This is a genomic window from Streptomyces sp. NPDC127097 (genome assembly GCF_042724075.1).
Classification (GTDB): Bacteria; Actinomycetota; Actinomycetes; order Streptomycetales; family Streptomycetaceae; genus Streptomyces.
The window spans coordinates 33,296-52,828 of sequence record NZ_JBHXFI010000005.1 but is presented as its reverse complement, the minus strand read 5'-3'; the positions used below and the strand labels follow the sequence as shown (position 1 = coordinate 52,828).

Sequence of the window (19,533 nt, the reverse complement as noted above, 5' to 3'; positions counted from 1 at the left end):
CACCCCTTCCAGGGGATCCCCTCCTGGAAGAGGGTTGGGAGATTCGCATGCGCGACACCGTCAGCACCGGCCGCTTTGCGGCAACCGGCGGCCGGCGCGTGCTGGTGTTGCTCGCGTTACTGGCCCTGCTGCACGCCGCACTCACCACCGGCTCCCCCGAAGTCCTGATGACCGAGGCCGGCTGCCGTCTCCAGCACGGCCCGCCGGCCGTGGCCGCCCCGGCCGGACGGCCCTGCCTTCCGGCGGGGCCGGTGCTGGCGTCCACCGAGGGCGCCGGGAAGCATCCGGGCAGCGGCGTCCGGCGCAAGTGCGACGCCTCGGCCTGCCATCTCCGCCATCAGATCCCCACGGGCGCCGGGGGCAAGGCGCTCGGGGACTCCCTCGTCGAGGAAACCATCGGCGCGTCGGAGAGCGCCTCCACCACGGCTGTGGTCACCACCGCCGCCCCCGCCTCGCCGAAGCGCGTGGCCATCCTGCGCTGCTGAGCGGGCCCGGCCGCATCCGCCCACCCCTCCCCGGACCGGGGCCCGGGGCGACCGCGGCCTGCCGTCATCAGCTCTCGGGACCACCACCGCAGGAGATCCGGCATGCCCCTCGACGTCTTTGCCGCTCTTGGCGCGCTCGTCCGCGCCGAGGCCGCACGCACCCGCACCAAGCCCGCGAAGCCCCCCACGGACCAGCCTCCGGCACAGCGCGCGCACCGCCCGGCACCCCCGCCGGCCGAACCGCCGGCCACCGCCGCCCCCGCTCCCCCCGCCAAGAAGAGGCATCCGCTCGCCAGGCTGATGCAGAAGCTGACCACGCTCATCGGCTGAGTCGGACGCCCGGACACCGGCGGCGCACCGTTTGTCCGGCTCCGCGGTGGGCGCCATCCTGGAGTCATGGCCCCCGATTCAGGCCCGGGCTCCGTGTCCGGGTGGGCCGTCCGGCACCCTGGCCCGGTTGCCTCCGGGCCACTGACGTCGGTCCGCCGCCCCGCCCCCGAGCCGGGCCCCGATGACCTGTTGCTCAAGGTGGAAGCCTGCGGTGTCTGCCGTACGGATCTGCACCTGGCGGAGGGCGACCTGCCCCCGCACCGCCCGTCGACCGTACCGGGCCATGAGATCGTCGGCCGGGTGACCGCCACCGGCGCGGCGGTGACCCGGTTCCGGGCCGGGGACCGGGTCGGCGGGGCCTGGCTGCGCGGCACCTGCGGAGTCTGCCGCTACTGCCGCGCGGGCCACGAGAACCTCTGTCCGGCCTCGGTGTACACCGGCTGGGACGCCGACGGCGGCTTCGCCGAGGCCGCCCTCGTCCCCGCGGACTACGCCTATCCGCTCCCGGACACCGAGGACGCGACGCTGCTGGCACCGCTGTTGTGCGCCGGGATCATCGGCTACCGCGCGCTGCGCCGCAGTGCGCTGCCCGCCGGTGGCCGCCTCGGCATCTACGGCTTCGGCGCCTCGGCGCATCTGGCCGCACAGGTCGCCCTGGCCGAAGGAGCCACCGTCCATGTCCTGACCCGGTCCGCGCAGGCCCGTGAACTCGCCCTGGAACTGGGCGCGTCCTCGGCCGGCGACGCCTACGACCGGCCGCCCGAACCGCTGGACTCGGCGATTCTCTTCGCGCCGGTGGGCGATCTGGTGCCGGTGGCGCTGGAGGCACTGGACCGCTCCGGCACCCTCGCCGTGGCCGGTATCCACCTCAGCGACATCCCGCCGCTCACCTATCAGCGCCATCTCTTCTACGAGCGGAATCTGTGCAGCGTGACCTCCAACACCCGGGAGGACGGCCGGGAGTTCCTGGCGACCGCGGCGAGGATCGGCATCCAGGTCACCGTCAGCCGCTACCCGTTGAGCCGCGCCCCGGAGGCGCTCGCGGACCTGGCCGCGGACCGGGTCCACGGGGCCGCGGTGCTGACGCCCGGCTGACCGGAGACGAGGCCGCCACCGGGCCGCGCGCACCTACGGCGAGCGTCAACCCCGATCTACGAGGTGACGCCTTTCGGGTACTCGCACCGCCCGCGATCGTCACGGATAGTAGCCACTGATTACGCAATGCTGTCAGTTCACCGTTTCGAGTGTGCGGACGAGGGGAGTCACATGGCTGTCGAGCAGATCCAGGCCGGAGTCGAGTGCGGGATCGAGGTGGGCCGGGGCGACGCCCGCTACGAGGCCCTGCGGAGAGGGTTCAACCAGCGCTTCATCGCGACACCTGACTATGTGTCGGTGGTCAGCTCGACGGGTGAGGTCGTCGCCGCGGTCAACAAGTATCTGGCGAGCCACCGTTCCGACGAGGATCTCCACCGGCGGCTCACCGTCCGCTCCGGCGGCCACTGCTACGAGAACTTCGTCTGCGGGGACGACGTGGGCGTGATCGTCGACCTGGGGCAGCTGGACCGGGCCTACCTGGACCAGGAGATGGGCGCGTACTGCGTGGAGTCGGGGGCGAACAACTGGCATGTCGCCACGCACCTCTACGCCCCCTTCGGGGTCGCCCTGCCCGGCGGCTCCTGTTACTCCGTGGCCGCCGGCGGCCATGTGGCCGGCGGAGGCTACGGACTGCTGTCCCGGCAGCACGGGCTGACCGTCGACTACCTCTACGCGGTGGAGGTCGTCGTCGTCCGCGACGGGCAGCATGCGGAGGTCGTGATCGCGCGCCGCGACTCGCCCGAACCGGAGCTGCGGGAGCTGTGGTGGGCCCACACCGGCGGGGGCGGCGGGAACTTCGGCGTGGTCACCCGGTATTGGTTCAAGGGACTGCCCGAGCCCCCCTCCCAGGTCCTGCTGCACGCCGTCGCGTGGCCGTGGGAGGAACTGCTGGGGTACCCGGACCGTTTGAAGTCGCTGGTGCGCAACTACGGGCTGTTCTTCGAGTACGAGAACACCACCCGGCTCCCGGCCTCCCTCCGCGGCGACTACAGCGATATGTTCACCCTGCTGAAGCTGAACCAGCGCGCCAACGGCAAGATCGGCCTGATCACCCAGCTCGACGCCACCAGGCCGGACAGCGCGCAGCGGCTGAACGCCTTCCTCGACTGGATCACCCAGGATCTGAACGTCGAGCCCACCCCATTGGACCGGCGGATGGGTGAGCACGCCCCCATGGGCGGCCTGGTCGTGCCAACGCGGCTGCCCTGGCTCACCGCCACCCAGACGCTCAACGGCTCCGGCGACAACCAGTGCGGCAAGTACAAGTCGGCGTACATGCGGCGCGGTTTCACCGAAGCGCAACTCGACGCCATCTACGACCACTTGTCGACCGAGGACTACGACAACCCCCAGGCGCTGCTCCAGGTCGACTCGTACGGCGGCGCGATCAACCTCGCCGACAGCGGTGACACCGCGGTCTACCAACGCAGTTCGGTCCTCAAGCTCCAGTACCAGACGTACTGGAGCTGGGACCAGGACGCCAACCACGACGGTGTCACCGACTATCTCGACGCCGAGATCGACCCCGCGATCGCGGCACCGCATCTGCGCTGGATCCGTGAGTTCTACCGCGACGTCTACCGGGACACCGGCGGGGTGCCGATCCTGGCGCCGACCGGTGCCCCGGCAGGCGGGCAGCCGGAGCCGGTGACCGACGGGTGCTACATCAACTATCCCGACACCGACCTCGACGACCCCGAGTGGAACCGTTCCGGCGAGTCCTCGCACCGCCTGTACTACGGCGACAACTATGGGCGCCTCCAGGCCGTCAAGGAGCACTGGGACCCCCGCAATGTCTTCCGTCACGCCCAGTCCGTCCAGCCCTACACCCGCTGACCACGCCACGGCGAACCTCGGGGATGTTCCGTCCGTTCCGCTGCCGTGAGCACGGATGATCGGCACAATGGAGGTGTGCCCCAACTCTCAGAACTCAGCCTTGCCGACGGGACGTCGGTCCGCCTGGAGCTGGCCCCGGCGACCGCTGCCGCACCCCCGGCGCACTCCCCCGAGGCCGACCTGCCGGACGGCATGGGCCCGACCGTACCCGTGGCCCGTGGCGGCGCGGCGGCCGGAGCCGGTGCCGTCGCGGCGATGCGTACGACACTGCGGCCGCTCGGGCCGCTGCTCCAGGAGATCCATGATGCGGTCACCGCGTCCGAACGACCGCCGCACGAGATGTCGGTGCAGTTCGGGGTGCAGGTCGGCCAGGATCTCAAGCTCGGCATCGTCGGGGCCAACGGCCATGCGAGTCTGACGATCACGGCGACCTGGCAGCCGCAGCGGGCGGAGTAATGGGCTGGTTCCGCGCCGTATCGGGCACCGACGATCCGGCGGATCCCCGGTTCCGGGTGGCGTCGGTGCTGGATGCCGGGGACGGCAAAGCGGCCGGCGCGGCCGTGGTGCTGACGCCGCATCACCTGCTCACCTGCGCCCATGTGGTCAATGACGCCCTCGGGAAGGAGCTCTTCGACGACCGCCGGCCGGAGGGGGTCACGCTGCGGGTGCAGACCCACGGCCCGTCCGGTGCGCAGCTGCACGAGGCGCAGACCGTCCACTGGGTCCCGCCGCGGCGGCTCGACGGAGGCGACGGTCCGCCGGGCCGCGGCGAGCTGGAGTGGGCGGGCGATCTGGCGGTCCTCAGGGTCGGCGCCGCGTTATGCTGCCCGGCTCCGCCGGAGTTCCGGCAGATGCGGGTGGGCCAGTCCGTGCGCGCCTGGCACGGCAGCGCGCTGAGCGGCTCGTACGCCGATGTCCGGGTGAAGACCTGTGACAGCCGGGTCGGTTACCTGGACGGCGCGCTGTCCGGTATGGCGATCGGGCCCGCCTACAGCGGCGGTCCCCTGTGGTCGGAGGCCGAGGGGGCGGTGGTGGGACTCGTGGCCGCCTGCATGCTGCCGCCCGTCGACCAGGTCTACGACTCCCGGCATGTCACCCGCCGCAGTTGGGGCATCCCGTGGCAGCGGATCGAGGCGGAGCTGCGGGCGGCCGGCGCCGGGTCCCTGCTCGACCGTCCGGTGCGCGACGACGACCCCGCGCAGGCCGTGCTCGCCGATCTGCTGGCGAATGTGCTGCCCGCACCGATGTTCCGGGCCGACTACGCCAGGGCGGTCGCCGAACGCTGCGGTCTCGGGCACCCCACGGACGGATCCGCCCCGTCTCCGGAGGAGTTCGCGCGGATCCTGGTGACCGAGGAGCGGGCGCTGGCCGCGCTGACGGAGGCGCTGCGCTCCAGGGACCCGGGGGCCGTCACCGCGCTGATCGCGGCGGGGAAGCTGTCCGCGGTGCCCCGGCTGCTGTCGCCGCGGGAGCACGACCGGCTGCTGGCGCTGCTGGCCGGGCTGCCGGACGAGTTCGTGGATCTGCTGCCCGAGGCCGTACGGGCCGCGCTGCCGCTGGTCGCCGAACTCCCCTGCGACGCCGGGTTTCCCGAGCTGCTCGGCAGGCTGGAGCAGCTCTCCGGCGACAGCCGTTCCGGGCCGGGCGAACTGCGGGTGCCCGGCCTGCTGCGGGCGGTCGAATTCGTGGCGGTGCTGTGTCCCGCCCCGGAGCGGGCCCGGCTACGGCTCTGGGCCGACGGTGTCGCCGCCCGGCTCGGCCTCCCCGCGTCCTCGCTGCGGGAGCGCCGTGCCGACGCGGACGAATGGGCTCTCGGCCGGCGCCGCCGCACCCGGCCACCGAGGCTGCTGGTGCATCTGGTCAAGGCCGGTGCGGACGCCTTCCATCTGCGCCTGTGGACCGATGACGGCATGGGCCCGCACCGGGCGCCGACCGAGACCGGCCGCCGGTACAGCGCGGCCGAGACCGCCGGGGCGGTGCTGGAGCTCCTGGAGCGGCTCTGCCGGTCCGCGCCCGAGGGCGTCCGGCCGGTCGTCGAGGTCCTCCTCGACCGTGACTGTCTCGAACTCCCCGTGGACGAGTGGGAGTTCGCCGATGCGGACGGGCTGATCCCGGGGGTGCTGGGCGCGGAGTACGCCCTGGTGGTGCACTGCCCGGAACTCCTGCGCCGCAACGAGCGTTTCCTCACCGACTGGCGCCACCGCTGGGAACATCTGGAATCCTCCGGCCCCCTCCGCATCACCGGTCCGTCCACCGGAGTGCGCGAGGTGTACGGCAAGCTGCTCGACCGGCGCGATGCCGCCCGGGTGTCGGTCGAGGTGTCCGCACGGGCCCGGATGGAGATCATCCAGGTGTGTCTGGCCATGGGCGTTCCCGTCGTGCTGTGGGACCGCGGTCCGGCGCACGAGGTCTCGCATGCCGTCCAGCAGGTCGCGGACGCCCCGGCCCGTGCGCTCCCCGAGCAGGTCCGTTCCTACCGCGCCAAGACCCTGCACCGTCCCGCCGACCACCCGGGCAGGCCCGTCCTGGCCTGGGCCGACCCCGACCGCGCCCTGCCCGAACTCCAGCTTTCCGAACCCACGGAGCTCTTATGAACGCCGAACCGGCCGCCGACTGGCGGCTGTTCCAGGGAGACGGCACCCAGCGCCGGGTCACCCTGCCGCAGGCCCCGCCCTGGCGCAGGTTCGGCGGCTCGCGGCGCGGCGCCCCCGGGCCGCTGCCGTATCTGATCGCTCCGGAGCACGCCGACGTGGTCAATGCCGCGCTTCATCTGCGCCGGCCGCTCCTGGTCACCGGCCCGGCCGGCACCGGCAAGTCCTCGCTCGCCCGGGCGGTCGCCCATGAGCTCGACCTCGGTGAGGTGCTGCGCTGGCCGGTGAACAGCCGGGCCAACGTCCAGGACGCCCTCTACCGCTACGACGCCATCGGGCGGCTGCGGGAGACCACCCTCAGCCGGGACCGCGGGGAGGCCGAGCCGTCCATCGGCAGCTTCGTCCGCCTCGGCCCGCTGGGCACGGCGCTGGTGCCGGGCCCGCGGCCACGGGTGCTGCTCGTCGACGAGCTCGACAAGGGGGACGTCGATCTGCCCAACGATCTGCTGACCGTGTTCGAGGAGGGCGTCTTCGAGATCCCGGAGCTGGCCAGGCTGCCGGAGGCGCAGTCGGTGATCCAGGTGCTGGCGGCCGACTCCCAGGACCCGGTCACGGTGGAGCGGGGCAAGGTGCTGTGCACCGAATTCCCGGTCGTGGTGATCACCAGCAACGGGGAGCGGGACTTCCCGCCGGCCTTCCTGCGCCGCTGTATCCGGCTGGATCTGCCCACTCCCGACGAGGAGCGGCTGCGCGCCATCGTGGCGGCCCACCTCGGCGACGGCGCGCTGGACGGCGTCGAGGACCTGCTCCGGTCGTTCCTCCAGCGCCGCGGTCCGGGCGAACTCGCCACCGACCAGCTGCTCAACGCCGTCTTCCTGCGCGCCGGCGGCGTCGATCTGGACGCCGACGGGCTGCTGGACGCCGTGCTGCACCAACTCGGCGGGACCGTCTGAGCGATGACAGGAGGAACGGACCGGCTCCGGGAGGTGCTCGTGGTCTTCGCGGGGGCCGGTGTCGAGCTGGACCGGCACTCCCTGCTCGATGCGCTCTGGCTGGCCGGCCGGCTGCCGACCGGCCCGCAATCGGCGCCGCTCGCCCGGGCGTTGGGCCCCGGGCACCGGTCGGTGGCCGGCGAGCCGTGCCCGGAGCCACCGCCGCCGCCCCCGCCGGACGAGGCCATGGCGGAAGCGGAACCTCCGGACGTCCTGCCGCTGGACGACCTCGGTGGCGATCTGCATGCCGCGCCGGAGACGAAGACGGTGCCGCGGCCGCCCCGGCGGGATTTCCCGCTGCCGCCGAAGACGAGTGCGGCGATCCCGCTGCGGGTCCCGGAGAACAAGGCGCTCCTCGGCGAGCTGGGCATCGGCCGCGCCCTGCGCCCGCTGCGGCAGCGCCGGGCCACCACCCGCGTCCAGGAGTTCGACGAGGCGGCGACGGCGGCCGCGCTGGCCGAGAGCGGGCTGCCCGATGTCGTGCTGCGTCCCGGGCACGAACGCTGGCTCGACCTCGCGCTCGTGGTGGACGACGGCATGTCGATGCTGCTGTGGCGGCGGCTCGCCGTCGAGTGGCGGACGATGATGCAGCGGGTCGGGGCGTTCCGGATGGTCCATGTGCACGGGCTGGACACCCGCGGGCCCGATGCCCCGCTGCTGCGCGGCCGGCCGTTCGACCCGGACGCCACCTCGCTGCCGCCGGCGGTGCTGGCCGACCCGTCGGGCCAGACCTTGATCCTGCTGCTGAGCGACGGTATGGGGGCCGCCTGGCGGGACGGCCGGATGCACCGGGTGCTGGGGCGCTGGGCGGCGAACGGGCCGGTGGCGGTGCTGCATGCGCTGCCGCCGCGACTGTGGGGCGGCTCCGGCATCCAGGCCGGCCGCTGGCGGGTGACGACACGCCGGCGCGGCGCCGCCGGGGCCTCGTGGAGCGTCAGCGACCCGGTTCTGCCGCCCGACCTCGCGCCGTTCCACGGGCTGCCGGTGCCGGTGCTGGAGACCTCCGCGGGCCCCGTCTCGGCCTGGTCCCGGCTGCTCGCCTCGACCGGCGGCACGGTCCAGCTCCCGCTGCTGCACGCCCCGGCCGGGCGCCCCGTCGTCCCGTCCGGCGACGGCACGGACTCCGTACGGCACTTCCGCGCGGCGGCCTCCCCCGAGGCGTACCGGCTCGCGGCGCATATCGCGGCGGTGGCGCCCGCTTCCGTGCCGGTGATGCGGCTGGTGCAGTCCGCGGTGCCGTGGTCCGCGGACACCGCCCATCTGGCCGAGGTGTTCCTGGGCGGGCTGATGCACCCCGTCGAGGCGCCGGTGGCCGGCCCGCTGCGGGACCAGCACCGGATCTTCGACTTCCCCGAGGGGGCCAAGTCGGCGCTCCTGGACGCGGTGTCCACGCCCGAACTCCTGCGCACCGGCCGGCACATCGGCCGCCGGCTGGAGCAACTGGCCGGGCGCTCCCCCGACTTCCCCGCCTGGCTCGCGCATCCGGACGGCATGGACCACCTCCCGGCCGGCTCGCGCGCCTTCTCCTCCGTGGAGCGGCGGCTGATGGCCCGGCTCGGCGCCTCCGTGCAGGTGGCGCCGCCGGACGACGACACCGAGCCCGCGGGCCCCGACGGCTGGCGCCCCCTCACCTCGCGCGATCCGCGCCGGCTGGGCCCGTACACCCTGCACGGCCGGCAGCCCGGCGCGCGGTCGCTCGTGTACCTGGGCCGTGACCGTCACGGCAAGGAGGCCGCGGTCCGGGTGATCAGGCCGGGGGCGCCGGACGAGGCGGCGGCGATGCTCGCCACCGAGGCGGAGGCGCTGGGGCGGATGGCCGGCCAGTATGCGCCGCTGCTGCTCGCGACCGGCCCGCGCGATGAGCCGCCGTGGCTGGCCATGCAGCTCTACCGGCCGTCCGGGCAGGACCAGGGCGGGCCGCCGCCGCAGCTCAGCAGCCTGCTGCGGGCCGCCACCGGCTCCCAGCTGCGCCGCGACACCCTGCTGTCCATCGCCTACGGATGGCATCTGGCGAGCGCCGTCAACCTCTGCCACCTCAAGGGGCTGGTGCTCCCCGAACTGACGCCGCAGAGCGTGCATGTCGTCGGGCGCTCGCTGATGCTGACCGGGCTGGGCCGGTGCGGCATCGACGGGGAGTTCCGGGCCCGCGGGGCGGAAGCCGTCCCCACGATGGCGGACAACGTCGAGTCCCTGGGCCAGATCCTGCGCCGGCTCGGGGACAAGCACCACGTCCCGGTGTCCGCGGAGAGCGACATGGCGCTGTGGCAGGGCGACACCTGGCGGCCGTTGCGCGAGATCGTCACGGCGTGCCTGTCCGAGGACCCGGGCCGCCGCCCGACCGCCGGTGAGGTCGCCGAGGCGTTCGCCCGTTACGTGCCGATGGCGACGGAGCTGCGGACGGGCGGCGGCGAGTCCGGTGACGCGGACGGCGCCCGGAGCGCGGCGCACTACTCGTTCCGTCCGGGGCCGCAGGTCCCGCTCGACGACGGCTCCGCGGCGCCCGACGAGGCGTCGGCCGGGCCGTCGCGGGGCGGCGCTCCGGCGCCCCGGCTGGGACGGCGGCGGATGGGGCCGGAGCAGCAGCGGAAGCTGGAACTGGTCCGGGCCCGCCTGCGGTTCAGCTACCGGACGACCGTCGTCGGTGTCGACGGCGAGGTCGGCCGGAGCACCGTCACGGTCGCCCTGGGGTCGCTGCTGGCCGCCGCGCGCGGCGGGCGGGTGATCGCGCTCGACGCCGGCCACGCGGTCGGCGAGCTGGCCGCCCGGCTGAACCGCGGCGGCACGGCCGGCCTGCGCCACAATCTGCTCCGTACGCTGCCCGCGGTCGACAGCTACGAGGCGGTGCTGCGCCACACCCTGGACGGCCCGTCAGGGCTGCGTGCGCTCACCCACGGCCTGGGCCGCACCACGCCGGTTCCGGTGTACGAGGAGGAGTACCGCCGGCTGATGGAGCTGCTGAGCCGGCACTTCTCCGTCGTCCTCGCCGACTGGGCGCATCTGCGGACGGAGAGCGTCACCGACACCGCCCTGTCGATGACGCACCGTCTGGTCGTCGTGACCCGGATGACCGAGCGCGGCATGGGGCAGACACAGGCGCTGCTGACCCGGCTCGCGCAGCGCGGTTACCCGGAGCTGGCGGAGCGTGCCGTCCTCGCGGTCACCGGCCTTCCCGGGCCGGACCGGCCGGCCCGGCGGGACGACTTCGCCGAGCAGTTCCGCGGCCATCCGGGCGGGATGGTCTTCGTCCCCTTCGACTACCGCCTCGACAGCCAGCGGGACATCGATCTCGGCCGGCTGCGGGCCCGTACGCAGGACGCGTTCCTCGATCTCGCCGTGCTGCTGGCGGAGGACTTCCCCGATCACACACCGTGACCACCGCGCCGACTAGCTCCGGGCTCCCTGCGTGCCGCACCATGGAGAGAAGACGGAATTTCACGACATATCCGATGAGGCGGTGGCGGGGTGGACGCCCTGGCCCCCGAGGGCGGATACGGCGACCGTGGCTTATGACGACGGCTTCCGGCGTACGGAGGCGGTGCAGGCAGTGACCGCACGAGTCCTTGGGTCTACCGGGGCTGAGCTGACCGCCGTCTATGTGCCGGCCGAAGGGGACGACGTTCTTCAGCTGGCCGAGATGGTCGGAGGCTCCGGCGTCCCCTATGGGTTGCCGACGAGCTATCCGCTGTCCGGCAACTCTCCGGTGGCCGCGGCCTTCCGCAGCGGCGACCCGCTGTGGCTGGGCCCGGCGGAACTCGCGGAGTACGACCTCAGCGGTGCCGCGGACAGCCCCGGCGGGGATGCCTGGGACGGTGCCGGGAAGCCCCCGGCCGATGTGTCGTTGTGCGTGCTGCCCCTGGGCGGGACCGTCCGGCGGCTGGGGTGCCTGGTGGTGATGGACAAGGCCACCGACGCCTTCGACGCGGACCGTCGCCAGCTCCTGGAGCTGCACGCCGACCAGGTGGCCGCGGGGCTGGAGGCCGTCGCGGCCCGGGCCATGGCGCAGACGGAGCGCCGCTCCCTGCTGGGCCCGGGGCTGGACACCCTCCGGGGCGGCGCCTTCACGCTGGTCCTGCGCACCGGGCGGATGGACGCGGACGCCCAGGTGCTGGAGCTGTTCGGCATCGCCCCGGAGGAGTTCGACCGGCGGGTGGAGACGCTGCTGGAGCGCACCGTGCCGGACGATGTGCCGGCGCTGATGTCGATCGTGGAGCCGGGCGGGCTGCCCGCCGCCGGCCAGCAGCTGTCGATCCGCATTCGCCGGCCCAATGGCGAGCTGCACTGGCTGAGCCTGCGCTGCCGGGTGCTGGTCGACGCCGACGGCACCCCGGCGCGGATGCTGGGCGTGGTCGCCGACGCCTCGTATCTGCGGCCCACCGCCGACGAGGTCTCCATCGTGCAGCGGCTGTCGGCCGCGCTGGCCGGTGCCACGACGATCCGGGACGTCAGCCGGGTGGTGGTCGCCGCGCTGCGGGCGCCGCTGGCGGCCGAGCGGGTGGCGGTGGCCGAGCTGGAGGCCGACCGGTTCGTGGTGTCCGTGCTCGACCCGCCGGAGCCCGCGGCGTGGCCCGCCGCATGGCGGTCCGAATGGCGGTCCGAGTGGCCCGATGCGGCCTGCCAGTCGATGCCCACGCTGGAGAGCGTGCTGCGCACCGGGCATGTCGCCCTGTGGCCGGCGGGGGCGGCCCTCGAACCCGATCTCGCGGGCATCGGGCCCGGTGGGCTCGCCGTGCTGCCGCTGCCGGCCGAGGGCCGGATCGTCGGGGTGTGCCTGATCGGCTGGGACGAGGAGCACCACTTCGGGCCGGAGGAGCGGTCCTTGCTGACCGCGACCGCGGGTCTGGTGGGGCAGGCCCTGGTGCGCGCCCATGCGCTGGACGCCGGGCACGAGCTCGCCACGATGCTCCAGCGCAGTCTGCTGCCCCGCAAGCTGCCGTCGCTGCCCGGCGGGGTGGCCGTCGCCCGCTATCTGCCCGCCACGATGGGGCTGGAGGTGGGCGGCGACTGGTACGACGTCATTCCGCTCGCCGACGGCCATGTCGCGCTGGTCATCGGTGATGTGGAGGGGCACAGCGCCGGCGCCGCCACGATCATGGGGCAGATGCGCACGGCCATCAGGGCCTACGCGGTGGAGGGCCACCCGCCCGATGTGGTGATCGCCCATGCCAACCGGCTGCTCCTCGGCATGGAGACCGATCTGTTCGCCACCTGCTGCTATGTGGACCTGGACATGGAGGAGGGCATCGCCTGGTTCGTCCGGGCCGGGCATCTGCCGCCGCTGCTGCGGCTCCCCGACGGCAGCACCGAGGAACTGCCGGTCGAGGGCGGCCCGCCGCTGGGGGTGGCCGCGGACGGGGAGTTCCCGCTGACGGAGGTGGGCCTGGCCCCCGGCACCGTGCTCGCCCTGCTCACGGACGGCCTGGCCGAGTCGGCCACCCTCCCGCTGGAGGACGGCATCCGCCGGGTGCGGGCGGCGCTCGCCGCGGCCGATCCGGCCGATGCCGGTCAGCTCGCCGATGCGCTGCTCGGGAGCGCGAAGCGGCGCGACGACGATGTGGCGCTCCTGGTGCTGCGCTACGACGGGATGCGGGTGCGCCCGACCCGGGCCCGCTGGACGGTGTGGCGGCTCCCGGATGCCGTGATGCACGCCCGGCGCTTCACCGGGCGCACCCTGCGGTCCTGGGGCGTGACGGAGGAGCAGGACGTGGCCCTGCTGGTGGTGTCCGAGCTGGTCACCAACGCCATCGCGCACACCCAGGGCGAGGTACGGCTGGATCTGACGCTGGCCGCGGACCGGCTGCGGATCGGGGTGAACGATGCTTCGCCGCGTGCCCCCGTCAAGCCGGCGAGCGTGGACTGGGAGTCGACCGGTGGCCGCGGGCTGCTGCTCGTCGAGGCGATGTCGGCGTCCTGGGGCTCGGTGCCGCTGAGCGGCGGCAAGCAGGTGTGGAGCGAGATCACCGTGGAGCCGGGCGAGCGGCTCGGCGTCGAGACGCCGGCCGCCACCGATGGCCCGCGGAACGGTGAGGAGGTGCGCTGAGGTGCGTGCTCGCCTGCGTGGTGCCGCGGCCGTCCTGGTCGGAGTGTGTCTGGTGGCCGGTCCGGTCGCCTGCGGGGAGGCCGGCGGGGCACGGGAGCCGGGCGGGTCCGCCTCCGGCGGCGCGCCGAAGATCGGGGTACTGCTCCCGGACAACACCTCGCGCCTCTACCACTTCGACAAGCCGCTGATCGAGCGGAAGATCCATCACCTGTGCCCCAAGTGCACGGTGGAGACGGTCAGCGCACAGCACGATGTGGCCACTCAGCAGCAGCAGATGGACGCGATGATCACCAAGCGGGTGCAGGTGCTGATCCTGGACGCCGTCGACTCCAAGTCGCTCCGTTCGTCGGTCGAGAGCGCGCGGCGGGCCGGGATTCCGGTGGTCGCCTATGACCGCCTCGTCGAGGGGCCGGTGTCCGCCTATGTCTCCTTCAACGGCGCGACGGTCGGCAGGCTTCAGGGGGAGGCGCTGCTCCAGGCGCTCGGTCCCAAGGCGCGCGACGCCCAGATCGTCATGATGAACGGCGCGGCGACGGACCCCAACTCCGCCTGGTTCAAGCAGGGTGCGCTCGCCGCGCTCAAGGGCAAGGTGAAGATCGGGAAGGCTTACGAGACCGGCGACTGGCGGCCGGAGAACGCCAATCGCAATATGGCCGCCGCCATTTCGGCGCTCGGCGCGGACCATATCGACGGCGTCTACTCCGCCAATGACGGACTGGCCGCCGGCATCATCGCCGCACTGCGGGCCGCCAAGGTCACTCCGCTGCCGCCGATCACCGGCCAGGACGCCGAACTCGCCGCCATTCAGCGCCTCGTCAAGGGCGATCAGACCATGACCGTCTACAAGCCGTTCGCGCCCGAGGCCGGCACCGCCGCCGCCATGGCCGTCGCGCTGGGCCGCGGCGAGAAGCTCAAGGGGATCACGACGCACACGGTCAACAGCCCCACCCATCGCGGCATCCCGGCCGTGCTGCTCACGCCGGTCTCCGTGAATGTGCACAACATCAAGAACACCGTGGTCAAGGACGGCATGTACACGATTGATCAGATCTGCACCCCCAAATTCGAGTCCGCCTGCAAGAAGGCGGGGCTCCTCAGGTAAGGCAGGCATTCATGGAGTCCGGCGCAACCCTCCGGCGGCCGAGGCCGGCACCGCCCCTGCTGGCGCTGCACGGCATCTTCAAGCGGTACGGCGCCGTCCAGGCCCTGGCCGATGTCGATCTGGAGATCCGCGCCGGTCAGGTCGTCGCTCTCGTGGGCGACAACGGCGCCGGCAAGTCCACCCTGATCAAGGTGATCGCCGGGGTCGACCCCGCCGACGGGGGCGTGATCGAGTGGGACGGGCGGCCCGCCCCGATCACCCGCCCGCACGACGCCCAGGACCTGGGCATCGCCACCGTCTACCAGGACCTCGCGCTGTGCGACAACCTCGATGTGGTCGGCAATCTCTTCCTCGGCCGGGAGATCCACCGGGCCGGTGTCCTCGACGAGGTGGAGATGGAGCGCCTCACCCTCGACCTGCTGGACCGGCTGGCCATCCGGATGCCCGACGTCCGCCTCCCGGTCGCCTCGCTCTCCGGCGGCCAGCGCCAGACCGTCGCGATCTCCCGCTCGCTCCTGGGCGAACCCCGGCTCGTCCTCCTCGACGAGCCCACCGCGTCCCTGGGCATCGAGCAGACCGCGCAGGTCCTCGACCTCGTCGACCAGCTGCGTGAGCGCGGGCTCGGGGTGCTTCTCATCAGCCACAACATGGGGGACATCAAGGCCGTCGCGGACTGGATCGCCGTATTGCGGCTCGGCCGGAACAACGGGTTCTTCGATGTGACGACCACCTCCCACGAACAGATCATCTCCTCGATCACCGGCGCCACGGACAACGCCGTGACCCGCCGCAAGGCACCGGAGTGGGAGGCGGAGCCATGAGCCGGACCTGGGCACTCCGTAAGCACAAGGCGGCCGGCGCAGCGGTCACCGCTGCCGACCGGCGCCGGCTCACGCCCGAGTTCGGCACACAGAACCCGCTGGAGATCCTCAAGCGCAGATTCCACAGCGGTGAGCTCGGCTCGGTCCCGGTCGCGCTCGGTCTGATCGTGGTGTGGATCATCTTCGAGAGCCTCAACGAGAACTTCCTCTCGCCGCGCAACCTGTCCAATCTGAGCGTGGACATCGTCGGCACCGGGATGATCTCGGTGGGCGTCGTCTTCGTGCTGCTGCTGGGCGAGATCGACCTCTCGGTCGGCTCGGTGAGCGGCCTGGCGGCGGCCGCGTTCGCGGTGCTGAACGTGAGCCACGGAGTGCCGGAGGGGCTCGCGCTGCTGATCGCGGTGCTCGGCGGCACGGCGATCGGAGCCGTGCAGGGCTTCTTCCTCGCCAAGGTCGGGGTACCGGCGTTCGTGGTCACCCTTGCGGGCCTGCTGGGCTGGAACGGCCTGATGCTCTACATCCTGGGCGCCAACGGCACGATCAACATCGACGACAAGGGCCTGCTCGCGATGCTGACCGGCTACTACTTCCACAATGTGGCCGCCGCGTACGGCCTGGCGGCGCTGGGCACCGCCGGGTACTTCCTCGCTTCGTACCATGACGCGCGCCGCCGCCGGGCCGCCGGTGTGCCCGCCCGGCCGCTGAGCGAGATTCTGCTGCGCACCGGCGTGCTGGCGGCGATCGCGATGGCCTCGGCATTCGTCCTCAACCAGTTCCTGGGGCTCCCGCTGGCCCTGTTGATCTTCCTTGTCGTGCTGGTCGGCCTCGACTACGTGCTGCGCCGCACGCGCTACGGCCGCATGATCTTCGCGCTCGGCGGCAGCGTCGAGGCGTCCCGCCGCACCGGCCTCAACGTGGATCTGGTCCGCATCTCGGTCTTCATGATGTCCGGCACGATGGCGGCGGTCGGCGGTCTGTTCCTGGCCTCGCGCGTCACCTCGGCCAGCCAGACCTCGGGGGCGGGCCTGCTGCTGATGGACGTCATCGCCGCGGCGGTCATCGGCGGCACCAGTCTGTTCGGCGGACGGGGCCGGACCTGGTCGGCGCTGCTCGGTGTCCTGGTGATCCAGTCGATCGCCTCGGGCGTGGCGCTCATGGGCATCCAGACGGCCGTGCAGTTCATGATCACGGGTGGTGTGCTGCTCGTCGCCGTGGTCATCGACTCGCTGTCGCGGCGGGCTCAACGGGCGCACGGACGGCTCTGACGCCACGCCGCGACGGCGGGGGTCCGGGCCGCGGTTCGGCACGGGAGGCGCCGGGCAGCGGCCGCGCGGACCTCTGGCGGCGGGATGGGGGCCGAGTGGCTCATGCCGGCGCGGACGAGGCCGAGCACCCTTGAGGTGTGGGCGCGAACGCGCCGAGCGCGCCAGGAACGGAGCGAGCCATGAAGGATGTCATCACCGCCGGTGTGGACGGTACGCCCGAGTCCTTGGCCGCGATCCGGTGGGCGGCGGAGGAAGCCCGGCTGCGTCATGCGCGGCTGCGGCTGCTGCACGCCTGGGTGCTGCTCGCACCGGAGCCCCGGTCGCACCCCGAGGCCGGAGAGGGCCAGAACTACTGGACCCACCGGATGATGGACGAGGCCGCCGCGACGGCCCGGGCACGCTTCCCGGACCTTCCGGTGGACGAGGTGCTGGTGGCCAAGGACCCGCTGGACGCCCTGCACGAAGCCGCGGAACAGTCGGATCTGCTGGTGCTGGGCTCCCGGGATCTGGGCCCGATAGCGCGCTATGCGCTCGGTGAGCTCGGTCTCCAGCTGGTGGTGCACACCAACTCCCCCACGGTCCTGGTACGCGCCCGGCAGGACTCCGCGGCGAACGAGGGAGCCGGCGAGGTGATGGTGGCGCTGAGCCTCCACGAGCCGTGCGAGGCGCTGCTCGCCTTCGCCTTCGCCAGCGCGGCCCGGCGGGGCGTCACCCTGCGCGCCATCCATGGTCGGCACCTTCCCTCGTACGCCTACAACCGCGGGGGCGGGGTGGAGCCGGTCGCCGCCGAGCAGGCGGCGCAGGACGCGCGGGAGGATCTGGCCGCCGCCCTGGAGACCTGGCGCGAGAAGTTCCCGGACGTGCGGGTGGACGACCGGGTGGTGCTGGAGAGTCCGGCGCCGGCGCTGCTGCACAGTGCCGCGGACGCGGGGCTGCTCGTCGTCGGGCGCCGGCACCGGGACCGGCACCGGCTGCCGGGGCCCAAGATCGGCCATGTCGTGCAGGCGGTCGTCCACCACGCTCCGTGTCCGGTGGCCGTGGTGCCCCATGAATGACCGCACGGCAGCGGGCGCCACGGTCCGTGACGGCCCAGGGGCCGTGCCAGGACGCGCCACGGCAGAAGGCGGATGATGACGGTAAGGGCTCATCCAGCGGGTTCAGCCGCCGACGGCCCGGCGGCTCCGGCCGGGTGTCCGGACCGGGTCCCGCGGCGGCGGCCCCCGGCAAGGAAGCGGAGACAAGCCATGGCAAAGACAGTCGAGTGGCCCGTCCGTCTCTACCTCTTCGAGGAGGACGGGACGACCAAGGCACGCGTGGAGCTCCGGACCGGAACGACCACTCTCACCGGGCACGGCATCGCGCGGTGCAGCCCCGAGGACCGGGACGTACCGGAGATCGGCGACGAGATCGCGGCCGGGCGTGCGGTGCGGGATCTGGCCGGGCAGCTGCTGCGGGTGGCCGACAGCGACCTCGAAGGGGTCGGTGCCGCACCGCCCCGGCGGGAGCGTCGCGTCGCCTACGGCTGGACGGACGCGATGGCGTGAGCCCGGTGCAGGCGGCGGCACCGGGGCCGGTGGCCTCGCCGTCCGTGGAAGGAGTCGGCCATGTCGGATGCGACGACCACCGATCTGTACGAAGTCACCATGGCCCTGTCGTATCTCCACGAGGGCATGACGCAACCGGCGACCTTCAGCTGCTTTGTTCGGGCGCTGCCGCCGGAACGGGGCTTCCTGATCGCCGCGGGGGCCGAGACCGTCCTCGATTTCCTGGCCGGTTTCACGGTCGGGCACGAGGATGTCGAGGTGTTCGCCGAGGCGTTGCAGCGGCCGGCCCGCGAGCTGGCCCCGCTGCTGGGCATGCGGTTCACCGGCGAGGTCCGGGCGGTGCCGGAGGGGCGGGTGGTGCTGGCGGGTGAGCCGCTGCTGGAGATCACCGCGCCGCTGCCGCAGGCGCAGCTGGTGGAGTCCTTCGTGCTCAATCACCTCACCCACCAGACGGCCATCGCCTCCAAGTGCATCCGCTGTGTGCTCGCCGCACGGGGCCGCTCCGTCGTGGACTTCTCGCTGCGGCGCACCCACGGCACCGCCGCCGCCCTCCAGGTGGCCCGGCTCGCTGCCATGACCGGTTTCGCCGGCACCAGCAATGTGGCGGCCGCGCATGCCGAGGATCTGCCGGCCGTCGGCACGATGGCGCACTCGTACATCGAGGCGTTCGAGGACGAGGAGGCGGCGTTCACCGCATTCGCGCTCTGCCACCCCGGTCCGGTGACCTTTCTGGTGGACACCTACGACACCGAGTCGGGTGTCGCGGCCGCGGCCCGGGTGCTCAACGGGCTGGGCCGCGGCGACGGCTCGGCCATCCGGCTGGACAGCGGTGACCTGGCGGAACTCGCCGTGCGGGCCCGCTCGATCCTGGACAACGCGGGCCTGCCGCAGGTGCGGATCGTCGCCAGCGGCGGACTGGACGAGTGCGCCGTGCACGACCTGGCGCGGGCGGGCGCGCCGATCGATGTCTACGCCGTGGGCACCCGCGTCGGGGTGAGCGCCGACGCGCCCTCCCTGGACTCCGCGTACAAGCTCGTCGCCTACGACGGCCGGCCGGTGATGAAGCTGTCGTCGGCGAAGCTGACCACCCCGGGGCGTAAGCAGGTCTTCCGCCGGCCCGGGTGCCACGATGTGCTCGGCCTGGCCGACGAGCCGCTCCCGGCGGGCAGTACGCCGCTGCTGGAGACGCTGATGCGCGACGGTGTGCGCACCACCCCGCGTGACCGGCTGCCGGACGCCCGGCGGCGGGTCGTGGCGGATGTCGCGGAGCTGCCCGCGACGGCCCGCTACATCCGGTCGCCGCATCCGGTGCGGCCACGGGTGTCGAAGCGGCTCTCCACCCTGACCGACCGGGTCCGGCGACGGATCGAGCGCGAGGTCCTGGCCCCGTTCGGCTCGCACACCTGAGGCCGGGAGGCCCGCCGGGGCTTTTCTC

At 73.0% G+C, this 19,533-nt stretch carries 15 protein-coding genes; all 15 read left to right on the top strand.

Annotation, left to right across the window (positions count from 1 at the left end; genetic code table 11):
* The first annotated feature begins 47 nt into the window (after positions 1–47).
* Positions 48–485 (top strand): hypothetical protein, encoded by a 438-nt coding sequence (locus ACFWJW_RS06785; RefSeq protein WP_387235967.1) that lies wholly within the window; start codon positions 48–50, stop codon positions 483–485.
* A 102-nt stretch (positions 486–587) separates the two neighbouring features.
* A complete protein-coding gene (locus tag ACFWJW_RS06780) occupies positions 588–815 on the top strand; it encodes a hypothetical protein (RefSeq protein WP_387235964.1) in 228 nt (75 codons plus the stop codon).
* Between the two features lie 66 nt (positions 816–881).
* Complete coding sequence (locus tag ACFWJW_RS06775) at positions 882–1,910, top strand: zinc-dependent alcohol dehydrogenase family protein (protein WP_387235961.1); 1,029 nt, start codon at positions 882–884, stop codon at positions 1,908–1,910.
* 171 nt (positions 1,911–2,081) lie between these two features.
* A complete protein-coding gene (locus ACFWJW_RS06770) occupies positions 2,082–3,746 on the top strand; it encodes an FAD-dependent oxidoreductase (protein WP_387235958.1) in 1,665 nt (554 codons plus the stop codon).
* Between the two features lie 75 nt (positions 3,747–3,821).
* Positions 3,822–4,202 carry a CU044_2847 family protein gene (locus ACFWJW_RS06765; RefSeq protein ID WP_387235955.1) on the top strand — a complete coding sequence of 127 codons (381 nt, stop codon included), beginning with the start codon at positions 3,822–3,824 and terminating at the stop codon, positions 4,200–4,202.
* Positions 4,202–6,340, top strand: coding sequence for a trypsin-like peptidase domain-containing protein (locus ACFWJW_RS06760; protein WP_387235952.1), 2,139 nt, complete (start codon positions 4,202–4,204; stop codon positions 6,338–6,340). Before ACFWJW_RS06765 ends, ACFWJW_RS06760 begins: the two co-directional genes overlap by 1 nt.
* On the top strand, positions 6,337–7,290 hold the full coding sequence (locus ACFWJW_RS06755) for an AAA family ATPase (protein ID WP_387235949.1): 954 nt from the start codon (positions 6,337–6,339) through the stop codon (positions 7,288–7,290). The genes ACFWJW_RS06760 and ACFWJW_RS06755 overlap by 4 nt, the downstream gene beginning before the upstream one ends.
* A 3-nt stretch (positions 7,291–7,293) precedes the next feature.
* Positions 7,294–10,701: an SAV_2336 N-terminal domain-related protein gene (locus ACFWJW_RS06750; RefSeq protein ID WP_387235946.1), complete on the top strand. Its 3,408-nt coding sequence runs from the start codon at positions 7,294–7,296 to the stop codon at positions 10,699–10,701.
* Between the two features lie 127 nt (positions 10,702–10,828).
* Positions 10,829–13,366: a SpoIIE family protein phosphatase gene (locus ACFWJW_RS06745; protein ID WP_387235943.1), complete on the top strand. Its 2,538-nt coding sequence runs from the start codon at positions 10,829–10,831 to the stop codon at positions 13,364–13,366.
* A gap of 1 nt (position 13,367) precedes the next feature.
* The gene (locus ACFWJW_RS06740) at positions 13,368–14,468 is read left to right on the top strand and encodes a substrate-binding domain-containing protein (RefSeq protein ID WP_387235941.1); all 1,101 of its coding nucleotides are present in this window, start codon (positions 13,368–13,370) and stop codon (positions 14,466–14,468) included.
* 11 nt (positions 14,469–14,479) lie between these two features.
* Complete coding sequence (locus ACFWJW_RS06735; RefSeq protein ID WP_387235938.1) at positions 14,480–15,289, top strand: ATP-binding cassette domain-containing protein; 810 nt, start codon at positions 14,480–14,482, stop codon at positions 15,287–15,289.
* Positions 15,286–16,554 carry a sugar ABC transporter permease gene (locus ACFWJW_RS06730; protein WP_387235935.1) on the top strand — a complete coding sequence of 423 codons (1,269 nt, stop codon included), beginning with the start codon at positions 15,286–15,288 and terminating at the stop codon, positions 16,552–16,554. Before ACFWJW_RS06735 ends, ACFWJW_RS06730 begins: the two co-directional genes overlap by 4 nt.
* 179 nt (positions 16,555–16,733) lie before the next feature.
* Positions 16,734–17,609 (top strand): universal stress protein, encoded by an 876-nt coding sequence (locus ACFWJW_RS06725; protein ID WP_387235932.1) that lies wholly within the window; start codon positions 16,734–16,736, stop codon positions 17,607–17,609.
* 189 nt (positions 17,610–17,798) lie between these two features.
* On the top strand, positions 17,799–18,098 hold the full coding sequence (locus ACFWJW_RS06720; protein WP_387235930.1) for a dsRBD fold-containing protein: 300 nt from the start codon (positions 17,799–17,801) through the stop codon (positions 18,096–18,098).
* A 60-nt stretch (positions 18,099–18,158) separates the two neighbouring features.
* Entirely contained in the window at positions 18,159–19,505 is a 1,347-nt protein-coding gene (locus ACFWJW_RS06715; protein WP_387235927.1) for a nicotinate phosphoribosyltransferase, read from the top strand.
* Positions 19,506–19,533: the final 28 nt, after the last annotated feature.